The following is a 12,094-nucleotide window of genomic DNA, read 5'->3' as shown; positions in this document are numbered from 1 at the left end:
CAGGTAGTCGATCGCCGCGTCCTCCAGGCTGTAGCCGTTCAGATCGGTGCCGACGACCTGGATGATGCGGTCGCGCAGCTCGTCGCGCTTGGTGTACAGGTCGGAGAAGTCCATCTGCTTGCCGACGGTCTTCAGCGCCTCGGAGAACTTGGCGTTGAACAGTTCCTGCAGTGTGTTCTGATCGCTGGCGCGCGCCGTGCCGATGGCCTGGGCGACCCGGATGACGTCCTCGACGGTCTTGTTCACGCGGACGAAGAACGAGATCCGGATGTCGGCGCGGATGTTGTCCCGGCAGATCAGGCCGTCACGGCCGGTGCGGGTGATGTCGATGGTCTTCACCGAGATGTCCATGGTCTCGGCCTTGTGCAGCACGGGCAGGACGACCTGCCCGGTGAAGGTCACGTCGACCTTCCGCATCTTGGAGACGATGAGCGCCTTGCCCTGCTCCACCTTGCGGAACAGTCGGGTGAGGACCAGCAGCAGCACGATGACGATGAGCAGGACAACGGCGACAGACACGCCTATGCCCACGGTGATGGCATCCATGTGGTGACGTCCTAGTGATTCCTGGGGCGTGGACGTGGCCGGGCCCCGGTGAGGTGAGAAGAGGTGGTGGGCGGCGGTTCAGTCGCGGTGGGGGTGCGGCTGCGGATCGAGCGCCGCGTCGTAGGGCGCGACCCAGAAGAACTCGCCGGTGTCGTCGTAGGCGTACAGCAGCCCGGTGCTGCCCCGGCTCAGGGAGTCGGTGCCGTACTGCCGGACCTGGACGACGGCGGTTGAGCCGTCCCTGGCGGCGACCTCGGCCTGGCCGAAGTCCGCGTCCACCCGCCCCGTGCGGATGGAGCAGACCGACCCGATGAAGTCCTGCCGGGACGGCCCGGGTTCGTCGGGGAAGAATCTCGCGAAGGGGCGCACGGCCACCCGCGTCACCCGCCAGGCGAGCAGCGGTACGGCGATGAGAGCGACGGCACCGGCGACGAATCGCACCGTGCCCGAGAGGGCGACCGCCGACGAGAGCACGCTCGCGGACAGGCTCAGGAACCAGGACAGCACCGTCATGAACGAGACGGCGACCGTGGCGGGCGCACCGCCCAGGCCCCACGCAGACAAGCTCGTGTCCGCGTCGAACCCGTCGGATTCGGTGACGCCCGCGGCGACGAGGAGCCAGAAGACCACGACCACGACGAGGGCAGCCGTGAACACGGCCGTGGGAAACCCCATGCTGGCTTCGACGAACGCACTCATGCCCGGTCCCTCCCCCGATTCATCTCGTTCCGCGGTATACGCCGGTCCGTGCACGACAGTCGAGGGGCCCTGATCCCGGCACGGCTCCGAATGTGCCGGTGTCCGGCATCAAGGCCATCCGCAGTGCTTCCCTCACGTCCATCATGCCCAGGATCACCGTCTGCCGCATTGCCGGTTCCCGGCAATGTTGGTACGGGCGTTCGTGCCAGGATGTCGCTAAGAAGACGTCAGCAAGTCATCAAGACCCGGTGCGGGCGGGGCAAGGCGACGCGGCACGAAGGCGGCATGCCGACGCACAGGGGCAGAAGCGCCCCGTCCAGGATCAGGTGGGCGTAGGGCTGACCGTTGCGCAGGTGGGTGAAGTGAGCGGAGCCTACCGGCCCACGCTGCGAACAGTTCACGGCGCGCAGTCGCCCGCACAGGGGTGTTCAGGGGTGCTGGGCGGGGTCCGGGCCCTCGGGGTCGTTCTTGAGCGTGCGCTTCTCGCTCCTGAGGACGCGGGCCGCCATGCCTGCCGACCGTGTCAGCCCGGGCAGCTTCCTCACCGCGAGGATGACCACGACGACGAGGAGGATCAGGGCCAGCTCGCTCAAGCCGAACATCAGGTCCACTCACTCCCGGGTATGCGTGGCGGTTCGGCGCTCGACGCGCCTGCATCTACAAGCCTGTAGAAGTGTCCCCCATCGCGGGATGTCTCAACAACCCCGCCTTTCCGATCTGTTGGCCGGTGGTGGGTGCCGCACCGACGAGATGTGAGGAAGCAGGATGTCGGACCCCACGGCCAGGGCCTTATGCGCGCGCGAGGTTCTCGCGACGCGCTGCCGGGCCGTCACCGAAGCACGCTGGTTCGCGGTCACCGTCTTCGCACTGATCCTCGCCAACGCGGCTCTGCTGGGCGTGGAGACGTATGCGGGTCTGGTGGCGGACTGGCACCGGTGGTTGAGCCTCGCCGAGCACTGCTGTGTGGCCGCCTTCACCATCGAGATACTCCTACGCGTCGCAGCGCATGCGGATCGCCCCAAGGACTTCCTCCGCGACCCGTGGAACCTCTTCGACCTGGCCGTGCTCCTGTCCGCGTTCCTGCCCGTCATCCGTGAGAACGGCACCGTCCTGCGGCTGTTGCGTCTGGCCCGCATCCTGCGGGCGGCCCGCTTTCTGCCACAGCTGCGTGTGGTGATGGTCGCCGTGGGGCGCAGCCTGCCGGGTACCGTCAGCTTCCTGCTCGTCGGCGCCCTGCTGCTGTATCTGTACGCGATGGTGGGCTGGGTCTTCTTCGCCGACCACGACCCCGAGCACTTCGGCTCCATCGGCCGTGCCGTCCTCGCTCTGTTCCTGTTGATGACCTTGGACGGCCTGGGTGACGCGGTCCGTGCGGGTCTGGAGATCTCTCGCTGGAGCTTCGTCTACTACGCCTCGTACGTCCTGCTGGCCTCCTTCGTCCTGGTCAACGTCCTCATCCGCGTGGTCATCACCTCGCTGGAGGAGGCGCGCGACATGGAGAGGGAGCGCGACCCCGAGCGCGATGCCGTGACTCCCTCCGGTGCAGCGGTGCCCGTCGACCCAGATCTGCTCCGCGAACGCATCGCCACGGCGCGTCGCGCACTCGACAACCTCAAGCAGGCGCTTCCTCCGCCACCACGGGACGCGGAACAGAGCCCCTCGGCGGGCAGCAGACGCCCATAACGAAGCGGCCCGCAACCGATCCCGCCCCCACACCCGCTCAAGGAGCGCTCACTTGACCAACAGGAGCGCGAGGGCGGGCAGCAGCGCTCCGACTCCCGGGCTCGTGGGCGGCGGGGAGATGTCCGGTCTCGATGGTCTGCTCCGCATCGAATGTCGCGGTCGCCTTCACCTGGCGTTGGTCCACGAGACCGGCGAAACGGGCGACCGCGGCGCGCTCTCTAGGCGTGAGATCATCCATGCGCGGAAAGCCCACGAAGTTGGCCGACCGCGGCTGGCTGCGTGAACGGCCCGACGGGAAGTTCACCGCCCATCTGTCACCAGGCCGTACAGCGGCCGGGCGTAACTGAGGTACCTCCGGCGGCTGTTGGGATTGTGTGAGAAATCCAAAGAGCCCGCCGGGGACACCGCTATCGATGGATGGCGAAGAAGTCCCTAGTCCACGAGCCCCGCATGGTGGGCCAGGATCGCCGCCTGGACGCGGTTGGTGAGGGAGAGCTTCGACAGGATCCGGCTGATGTGGGTCTTTGCGGTGGCCTCGCTCACGTGCAGGGCCGCGGCGATGTCGGTATTGGAGAGGCCGCTGCTCAGAGCGATCAGGACCTCGCGCTCCTTCTCCGTCAGGGCCTCCAGGCGGCTGCGGGCCTCGGAGCGGCGGCGCTGCCGCTCGGCGGAGGGGCCGTCTTCCTCCGTGAAGCGGCGGATGAGGCGGCGAGTCACCTTCGGGGAGAGCATCGCGTCGCCGCGGGCCGCGCTGCGCACCGCAGCGATCATGTCATCCGCGGTGGCGTCCTTCAGCAGGAAACCGACGGCCCCGTGACGCAGCGCTGTCTGGACGTATTCGTCCAGGTCGAAGGTGGTCAGCACGACGACGCGCGGCGGGCGGGGCGAGCAGGTGAGGCGCTCTGTGGCGGTCAGGCCGTCGCTGCGGGGCATCCGGATGTCCATCAGGACGACGTCCGGCTCCAGGGCGGCGGCCATCGACACCGCCGTACTGCCGTCCGCTGCCTCGCCCACCACTTCGATGTCGGGGGCGGACGACATGATGGTGCTGAGCATGGAGCGCACCATCCATTCGTCGTCCACGATCAGGACCCGGGTCATCGTCTCGGTCATCGCGTGGCTTCCATGTGGGTGGGCTGCTTCTGGGGTACGTCGTCCAGCGGGATCTCGGCGGCGATCTCGAAGCCGCCGTCCGGGGTCGGGCCTGCGGTGAGTTCGCCGCCGACGAGCCGTATCCGTTCGGCGATGCCGAGCAGGCCGTGGCCGCCGCTGGGCAGACCGGAGGGGTTGCCGCCGACACCGTGCTGGTTGATCACCGTGAGGTACAGCAGGCGGCACGTGCAGTGGACTCGGACGCGGGTCTCGGCGTCGGCGGCGTGCTTGTGGACGTTGGTCAGAGCCTCCTGCACCACCCGGTAGACGGCGTGCTCGATCAGGGCCGGCAGCTCGGGTGGGCGGGTGGCGCCGTGCTCTCCGGTCAGCTCCAGGGTGGCCGGCGTCCCCAGGCTGCGGGAGTCGGCGATCAGCGTCTCCAGCTCGGCCAGGCCGGGCTGCGGGGCGAGCGGGGCCTCGGATTCGGTGTGCAGGACCTCCACCAGCGAGCGGAGCTCGGTCAGCGCCTCGCGGCCGATGGCGCCGATCTGCTTGCCGATGTCGACGGCGGATGCACCCTTGGTCGCCTCGAGCGCGGTCGCGTGCAGCACCATCAGGGCTACCCGGTGGGTGACGACGTCGTGCATGTCCCGGGCGATCTGGGCGCGTTCGTCGCTGCGGGCCTGCAGCACCCGCTGCTGCTGTTCGCGCTCGGCCCGCTCGGCGCGCTCCCGGAGCTCGGCCATGAGGCGGCGGCGGGCGCCCGTGTACAGGCCGAGCAGGGCCGGGAAGACGCAGATGCCCACGCTCATGATCGCTGCGTCAAGGCCGCCGCCCCGCCAGATCGGCGGAGCGACCACCGCGACGGCGACCGTGGAGGCGACGGCGACACGGCGCCAGGAGGCGGCGCGGTCGGCCAGGGCGTACTGCGCGAACACCACGGCGAACCAGGCCGACAGCACCACATAGGCGGCGAGCGCGGCCAGCAGAAGCAGCACGGGACGGCGGTGGCGGAACCAGGCCGCGAGGCCGACGAGCAGCCCGACCGGGATCGCCACGAAGAGCGGCGGGTGCGCGGGAAGGTAGTCGAACCTCGCGGAAATGCCGTCACTGGCGGTCGTGGTCGCGGCGAGGGCCAGCGGCACGAGGGCACCCGCCACCGGCCGCAGGCGTTCCGGGAGGTGGTCCGTGGATGGGGTGTCCCCTGCTCGAGCGAAGCCGAGAGCTCGGGGAAGGCTGTCCCATGTCATGGCTGCAGGCTAGCCGCGGTGCGGGAGGGCAGGCGTCGATCGATAGTTGTACGCAGCATTGCCCGGCCTGCAACTTTCCGCCGAGGAAGAGAGCGAGGATCGGCGGATGCCCGGCCGGTGCGGTGATCGCCACGCTGACGGCATGCCTGAGATCACCGAATCCACCACAGCAGGGCGCCGCCGCCTCCGGGTCCTCGGCGACCAGATCGCCCGCGACCTCCGCCGGCCGCGCAGACGCCCACCACAGCCGCCGACGGCCGCAGCCCTCCGGTCGCAGGGCCGGGGGTGACGGCCGTGTACGTCGCCGCATCCGGACTCGAGCTCGGGCTGGGCATCTTCCTGCTCCCCGCCTGGCTGATCGCCGCCGTCACGACGGGCCTGCAGCCGGGCCGCCGGACTGTCGGCCGCATGCGGCGGATGTCCCGTATCGCGCTGGTGCTGGTGACCGTCGCCCTGCTGCTCACCGCGGCCCGGCTCGTCGTGTACGGGCTGCTTGCCCGCCATGGGTGGGTGTTCGTCGCCGACCGGCGGCTGTTCACCACCTTCGTCATGCTGCTCCCAGCCGTGATCGCCACCGTCGTCTGGACAGTGCCGTGGCTGGCCTCCGCCGCCCGGATGCGGCTGCCCGACCCGGCTGCGCCGGTGCCGCTGGAGGAGCAGTCGCGCGCCCGGTCCCCGCGCCATGTCGTGCCGCCCCGGCTCGCGGCCTTCGGCGGCCTCGGCTGCTTCGCGCAGATGTTCCTGCCGCCGGACCGGTCGTTCTGGATCAGCCTCGGCGTGTACGGGTTGATCACCGCCGCAGTCGCCGGGCTACTGGTCTGGCGCGCCAACGCGCGGCGGCAACGCCTGCTCACCGGCCGTGAGTTCCCCCGGCGACGGTCACTGGCGGTCCGGCTGGGTACGGCCGTGGTGGTGCTCGGCACCATGGTGGGACTGGTCAACCACGGGATCGCCGACAGCCGACTTCCGCACACCTTCTCGATGATGAAGGGCGAGGCCGACTGGGGCGGCGGTGCCGCCGGGCAGCACCACGACATGGCCGGCGGCCACCACGTGCCCCCCGGGTCCGGCGGCGCCGACGAGGTCTCCGTCGACACACTGCGCGGTCCCACAAGTGGGACGCCCGACCGGCGCTTCTCCCTCACCGCGCAGGCCAAGAAGGTGAAGCTGACCTCCGGCAGGACGGTCGACGCCTGGACGTACAACGGCCAGGTCCCCGGGCCCCGACTGCGGGTCACCGAGGGCGACCTGGTCGAGATCAAGCTGCGCAACGAGCTGCCCGGCAAGACCCCCGTCACCATCCACTGGCACGGCGTCGACGTCCCCAACGGCGAGGACGGCGTGGCCGGCGCCACCCAGGACGCGGTGCTGCCCGGCAAGTCCTTCACCTACCGCTTCCGCGTGGAGGAGTCCGGCACCCGCTGGTACCACTCCCACCAGGCGGCCTCCGAGCAGGTCGACCGCGGACTCTTCGGCGCCCTGATCATCGAGCCGAAGAAGCAGACCCGACCGGTGGACAAGGACGTCAGCGTCCTCGCCCACGACTGGCAGACCGACAAGGGCACGGTGCCCGCGATCGGCGCCTTGGACGAGCTGGAGCGGCGCCGCGCCGAGCCGGGCGAGAAGGTGCGGATACGGCTCACCAACACCAGTGGCGGCACCCGCGAGTTCACCGTCGACGGCGTCCCGTACAAGGTCACCGCCCTGGACGGCACGGACGTGAACAAGCCGACCGCGCTCAAGGGCAAGAAGCTGGTGCTCGGCGGCGGCAACCGGATGGACGTCGAGTTCACCATGCCCGACGGGCCGGTGCGGGTGACCGACGGCAGCGCGCCGGACGCGGGCATCGTGTACTCGCCGGACGGCAAGGGGAAGTTGAAGGCGGATGTGGGCGGCCCCGAATTCGATCCGTACAGCTACGGCAGCCCGAAGAGGACGGAATTCGGCCCGGACAGCGACTTCGACCGCGACTACCGGCTTGTCTTCGACGAGTGGCTGGGCTTCTACGACGGCAGCTTCGGGCTGAAGCAGACCATCAACGGCCATGTCTTCCCGGACACCCCGATGCTGATGATCAAGGAGGGCGACCTGGCTCGCACCACCTTCATCAACCGCGGGAGCGAGGACCATCCGATGCATCTGCACGGCCACCACATGCTGGTGCTGAGCAAGAACGGCAAGCGCGCCTCCGGCAGCCCGATCTGGCAGGACACCGTGCTCGTCCGGCCGGGCGAGGAGGTCCAGGTCGCCTTCAAGGCCGACAACCCCGGCATCTGGATGGACCACTGCCACAACTTCTGGCACAGCAAGCTCGGCATGGTCATGCACCTCGCATACGACAACGTCACCACGCCGTACGAGATCGGCGGCCCCGTCGGCAACAAGCCCGAGTGAGGAGTTCTGATGCGCCAGGAACGAGCCGCGGCCACCATGCCAGCCGGGGCGCTGTGTCTCACCACGGCGGCCTGCGGCACCGCCGCGACCCCGAAGACGGCCGCCTGGGGTACGAGCCCTCCGGTCTCGCTTGAGAACTGTGGTGCGCCGTGAAGACGCCGTCGGGAAGCCGGTCCGTCGCACCGCCGGACCGGCTGGGCAGGTCAGCTTCTCTGTGCTCCCGTGTCGCCGTCCTGATCTCCTCCGTCGCGGATAGGAACGCCGGAGCGGAGCGGGCGAAGTAGTCGAACAGCAGGTCCTGTTGCTCCGGGGTGCAGTCGGCGAGCACCTCCCCGATGCGGGGGGGGCGCGCCGCCGCCACGGCTGCCTCGACCTCTCCCAGCGCGTCGAGGATCGCCTCCACCAGGACCTTGGGCCGGTCGGCGGGGTCCGTGGTGCGGCGCACGTGTCCCGCACGCTCAAGGCAGTCGATCAGGCGGGTCGTCGCGCCAGTTGTGAGGCCCGTACCGGCCGAGAGTTCACCCGAAGTGAGCCCGCCCGCCAGCCTGATGCGACTGAGCGCGTACCACTCGGACGCGTGGAGGCCCTGTCGCCACCGGTCCGCCACCACCGAACGGAGAGTCCTCACCATGAACCGAAAGCTCGTCAAGCGCGCCGCCCTCGTCTCCACGCTCGTCCTCACCCTCTGCGCGACCGGCACGTATCTCTATCTCGACGCCACCTCCGACGTGCAGCGCACCGGCGCCGAAAACTGCGGCGACGTGATCCCGGCCGACGTCGACCGCCGCGACGGCAAGGCCGTCTGCGCCACCCTCGACGCCCTCGCCGACGCCTGGGAGCGCGGCGACGCGGAGGCGTACGGCCGCCAGTTCACCGAGAACGGCACGTACACCACCTACATGGGCAGCCACTACGAGGGCCGCGCCGACATCACCGCGAGCCACCGCGCGCTCTTCAAGGGCTTCCTCAAGGACAGCAAGCTCGCCGCCAGGTACCTCGACATGCGCTTCCTGACCAAGGACGTCGCCGTCCTCACCAGCCGCGGCGCCGACTACACCGGTGACAAGCCCGGCGCGGACGAACTCTCGAAGGTGACGACCTTCACCCTGGTCCGCGACACCGACGACACCTGGCGGATCGCAGCCTTCCACAACACTGAGCGCAGCAACGTCATGGAGCGCTTCTCCTTCCTCTGGGCCCCCGACACCGCCCCGAAGGCGGAAAAGTGACCCGCGCCCTGATCACCGTCGTGTTGCTTACTCCTCGCTACCATCGTCGCCCTCGTCCAGGTCGGGCGCGTCGGATCGCGCGGGGGCCGCAGCGTGCCACCGGCCGGGGTGGGGGCACGGAAGCTGTAGCGCCCGAGCGGGTTCAGGTTGCGGTGCTTGAGCGGGGAGAGCCGGGCGATGTCCTCGGCGCGGATCTCGTGGCCCTCGGCACGGAGCTGGGCGACGGCGAGCCCGGCCGCGCCCGCGGCCACAGCGGTGCCCACGCCCGGCCCCGAACGGTGGTGCCCGCCGTGCCCGTGACTGCCGGAACCATGCCCGTGCCCGTGGCCGTCATGGCCGTGGCCATGGAAGTCGTGCCCGTACTCGTCTCCGTGCCCGTACGACGCCCGGTACTCGACCATCTGGCGCACCCAGCCGTCGACGACCGTGTTCCAGTCCTGGTGCTCGGCTCCGTCGCAGGGGACCCTGAAGCGGGTGACCGCGTCGTGGCCGGAGGAGAAGAGGCCGCCGCGTTTGTCGGCCTCCAGGACGACCTCCATCTCGTCGCGGTGGGCGAGGAAGGTCACCTCGAGCTCGGTGATCGCGTGCGCGTATTCGGGGGAAGCTGCCAGCTCGATCTCCTGGTAGAAGGGCAGTTGCTGGCCGGTGCCGCCGATGTGACCCAGCTCCAGGTCGGCGGTCTTGAAGCCGAAGCCGAGCTGTCCGAAGGCTTCCAGGATCGCCTCCTGGACGGGCAGCGGGGTGACGGCCAGCGCGTCCAGGTCACCCTTGTCCCTGGCGCCCGCCACCGCCAGCTCGGTGCGCACGCCCAGGACGATGCCCAGGCCCTGCCCGTACAACTCCGTGATCGGCGTTTCCCACGGCAGGGTGATCGCGAACGGCTCGCTGTGCCGCTGGCCCTCGCCTAGCCAGAAACCGCCACCCACGATGAACCGGTCGAAGGCCACACATCCCTCGCGCTCACCGCCGTCGCGCTCCACGCGCGCCACCAGCTCCAGGGTGATGCGCTCGACGTTGACGTCGGCCCTGCCGCCCTGGAGGTTCACCTGCCCGCGCAGCGTCCCGCCGGGCCGGACGGCGCCGGGCTTGAGGACCGTGTCCACCGAGGGGCCGCCCACCCCGAGCGATCCGAGCAGTCGCTTGAACGCCAGCGCGGCGTTCATTCCTTACAGTCAATCGACGATCAGTCGGGAACCCTCATCTACAGGGCTGTAGAAGGAGAATAGGACGGGCGAGCCCGGTCGTGGGCACGGGACGGGAAGGTGTACTCCTGATGGCGTACGCGGGGCGCTGATCGGCCGCCTATCGTTCGGAACGTGCCCCCTCCCAGTCCTGCTTCCCCTCCCCCGCGTCGCATCGTGTGGCCCCTGTCCCCGCCCATGGCGGACCTTGTGGTGGCGGCGGTGGTCGCGGTGTTCACCGGTGCCGACGCGGCGGTCAACGATCCCTCCTACCGTCAGGCCGACTGGCTGACTTGGCTCCTGTTCGGCGTCTCTGTCGCGGCGCTGCTGGTGCGCAGCCGGTGGCCGGTGGCCGTCAGCGTGGTCACGGGGGTGGCGTGCGCGGGCTGGGCGCTGTACGGGCACATCGGGGAGCTGCTGAACCTGCCGGTGATGGTGGCGCTGTACGCCCTCGCCGTGCTCGGCGACCGGCGGCGGACCTTGCGTGCCGCAGTCATCGCCGCGCTCGCCTCGGGCGTGGTGTCGGTGGTGGCGGGCATCGACGTGGCGCAGCCTCAGGGCGCCCCGCTGCTGGAGATGCTCTGGCCGCTCGTACCACTACTCCTCGGTGAAGTGGTGCGCGGGCGACGGGAGTTGATGCAGGAATACGCGGATCGCGCGACCCGCGCCGAGTCCGAACGGGAACGCGAGGCGCAGCGCAAGGTGCAGCAGGAGCGGGTGCGGATCGCGCGGGAACTGCACGACGTCGTGGCGCACACCGTGTCGGCGATGACCGTGCAGGCCGGGCTCGCGCTCGACGCGCTGGACAAGCGGCCGGAGGTGGCGCGGACGGCGATGCGGCAGGTGCGGGCCTCGGGGAAGGAGGCGGTGCGCGAGCTGCGCGCGACCGTGGGGATGCTGCGGGAAGGGCAGGGCGAGGCGGGGAAGGAGCCGGCACCGCGTCTGGAACAGCTGGGAGAACTGGCCCAGCGCGTGCGGGGGACGGGGGCGGAGGTGTCACTGCACCGGGACACGGGTGGCCGGGCACTGCCGCAGGTGGTGGAGTTGGCCGCGTACAGGATCATCCAGGAGGCGCTGACCAACGTGATCAAGCACGCGCGGGCACAGCACGCGGCCGTATCGGTCGCAGTGGTGGGGGATGTCCTGGTGGTGGAGGTGACCGATGACGGGCCGCCCGGGGACGGCGCGATCACAAACGGCTACGGCCTGATCGGCATGAGGGAGCGGGCCGCGTCCGTGGGCGGGAGCGTCGAGGCGGGGCCCGTGCCGGGCGAGGGCTGGCGAGTGCGGGCGGTCCTGCCTCTGGGGGCGGTGTGATCCGGGTACTGCTCGCCGATGACCAGACCGTCGTGAGGGCGGGTTTCCGCGCTCTGCTCGACCTCACCGACGACCTGGTCGTGGTCGCCGAAGCCGCCGACGGCGTCGAGGCCGTCGAGTTGACCCGCACCACGCGGCCCGACGTGGTGCTCATGGACATCCGCATGCCCCGGGCCGACGGACTGCAGGCCACGCACCGCATTGTCGCCGACCGGGACCTGGACGAGGTGCGCGTCCTCGTCCTGACGACCTTCGAAGCCGACGAGTACGTCTTCGAAGCACTGCGCGTCGGGGCTGCGGGCTTCCTGCTCAAGGACGTCGAACCGGATGACCTGCGGGACGCCATCCGTACGGTCGCGGCCGGGCAGTCGCTGCTGGCCCCCGCGGTGACACGGCACGTCATCGAGGAGTTCGCGCGCCTCAAGGCGCCGCAGGCCGAGGCAGGCACGCGCCTTGAGGCGCTGACCGACCGGGAGCGCGAGGTGCTGGCCCTGGTCGGGCGGGGCCTGTCGAACGGGGAGATCGGGCAGCGCCTGCTCATGTCGCCGCTCACCGCGAAGACCCATGTGAGCCGGAGCATGGCCAAACTGGGCGCGCGGGACCGGGCGCAGCTGGTGGTGCTCGCGTACGAGACCGGCCTGGTGCGGCCCGGCGAGAGCTGAGGCACTCGGGCGGGATGTACTCCCAGGGGAGTAGCAGCCGA

11 protein-coding genes and 1 pseudogene are annotated in these 12,094 nt (G+C 70.1%); 5 read left to right on the top strand and 7 right to left on the bottom strand.

Annotated elements, in window-relative coordinates; translation table 11 throughout:
• The 3 genes from IE274_RS38225 to IE274_RS38215 form a co-directional block, all read right to left on the bottom strand.
• On the bottom strand, positions 1–546 hold a 546-nt coding region (locus tag IE274_RS38225), incomplete at its 3' end, for an SPFH domain-containing protein (protein WP_268255610.1).
• A gap of 78 nt (positions 547–624) precedes the next feature.
• Positions 625–1,245 carry a hypothetical protein gene (locus IE274_RS38220; RefSeq protein WP_190120558.1) on the bottom strand — a complete coding sequence of 207 codons (621 nt, stop codon included), beginning with the start codon at positions 1,243–1,245 and terminating at the stop codon, positions 625–627.
• 428 nt (positions 1,246–1,673) lie between these two features.
• Positions 1,674–1,847, bottom strand: a complete 174-nt coding sequence (locus tag IE274_RS38215) for a twin-arginine translocase TatA/TatE family subunit (RefSeq protein WP_190120557.1) — start codon at positions 1,845–1,847, stop codon at positions 1,674–1,676.
• A 163-nt stretch (positions 1,848–2,010) separates the two neighbouring features.
• Between IE274_RS38215 and IE274_RS38210 the strand changes: the two genes are divergently transcribed.
• Complete coding sequence (locus IE274_RS38210; protein WP_190120556.1) at positions 2,011–2,928, top strand: ion transporter; 918 nt, start codon at positions 2,011–2,013, stop codon at positions 2,926–2,928.
• A 432-nt stretch (positions 2,929–3,360) separates the two neighbouring features.
• On the opposite strand, the gene IE274_RS38205 is transcribed toward IE274_RS38210, so the two are convergent.
• Both IE274_RS38205 and IE274_RS38200 read right to left on the bottom strand, forming a co-directional pair.
• Positions 3,361–4,041, bottom strand: coding sequence for a response regulator (locus IE274_RS38205; RefSeq protein WP_229910101.1), 681 nt, complete (start codon positions 4,039–4,041; stop codon positions 3,361–3,363).
• Positions 4,038–5,270 (bottom strand): sensor histidine kinase, encoded by a 1,233-nt coding sequence (locus IE274_RS38200; RefSeq protein ID WP_190120555.1) that lies wholly within the window; start codon positions 5,268–5,270, stop codon positions 4,038–4,040. The genes IE274_RS38205 and IE274_RS38200 overlap by 4 nt, the downstream gene beginning before the upstream one ends.
• Positions 5,271–5,564: 294 nt before the next feature.
• Between IE274_RS38200 and IE274_RS38195 the strand changes: the two genes are divergently transcribed.
• The gene (locus IE274_RS38195; RefSeq protein WP_190120554.1) at positions 5,565–7,664 is read left to right on the top strand and encodes a multicopper oxidase family protein; all 2,100 of its coding nucleotides are present in this window, start codon (positions 5,565–5,567) and stop codon (positions 7,662–7,664) included.
• A 58-nt stretch (positions 7,665–7,722) separates the two neighbouring features.
• Here IE274_RS38195 and IE274_RS38190 read toward each other — a convergent pair whose 3' ends face one another.
• The gene (locus tag IE274_RS38190; protein WP_190120553.1) at positions 7,723–8,295 is read right to left on the bottom strand and encodes a MarR family winged helix-turn-helix transcriptional regulator; all 573 of its coding nucleotides are present in this window, start codon (positions 8,293–8,295) and stop codon (positions 7,723–7,725) included.
• On the opposite strand from IE274_RS38190, the gene IE274_RS38185 reads away from it, so the two are divergent.
• A complete protein-coding gene (locus IE274_RS38185; RefSeq protein ID WP_190120552.1) occupies positions 8,294–8,893 on the top strand; it encodes an SgcJ/EcaC family oxidoreductase in 600 nt (199 codons plus the stop codon). The genes IE274_RS38190 and IE274_RS38185 overlap by 2 nt on opposite strands.
• A gap of 221 nt (positions 8,894–9,114) precedes the next feature.
• Here the strand turns inward: IE274_RS38185 and IE274_RS38180 are convergent.
• Positions 9,115–10,044: pseudogene (locus IE274_RS38180) on the bottom strand (sporulation protein); the annotation flags it as partial.
• Between the two features lie 228 nt (positions 10,045–10,272).
• On the opposite strand from IE274_RS38180, the gene IE274_RS38175 reads away from it, so the two are divergent.
• Positions 10,273–11,391: a sensor histidine kinase gene (locus IE274_RS38175; RefSeq protein WP_190120551.1), complete on the top strand. Its 1,119-nt coding sequence runs from the start codon at positions 10,273–10,275 to the stop codon at positions 11,389–11,391.
• On the top strand, positions 11,391–12,053 hold the full coding sequence (locus IE274_RS38170; protein WP_372447283.1) for a response regulator transcription factor: 663 nt from the start codon (positions 11,391–11,393) through the stop codon (positions 12,051–12,053). The genes IE274_RS38175 and IE274_RS38170 overlap by 1 nt, the downstream gene beginning before the upstream one ends.
• The last annotated feature ends 41 nt before the right edge of the window (positions 12,054–12,094 follow it).

Origin of the sequence: Streptomyces flavofungini (genome assembly GCF_014650815.1) — a bacterium.
Classification (GTDB): domain Bacteria; phylum Actinomycetota; class Actinomycetes; order Streptomycetales; family Streptomycetaceae; genus Streptomyces; species Streptomyces flavofungini.
The sequence above is the reverse complement of the archived record's forward strand: the minus strand, read 5'-3'. Positions and strand labels throughout refer to the sequence as shown.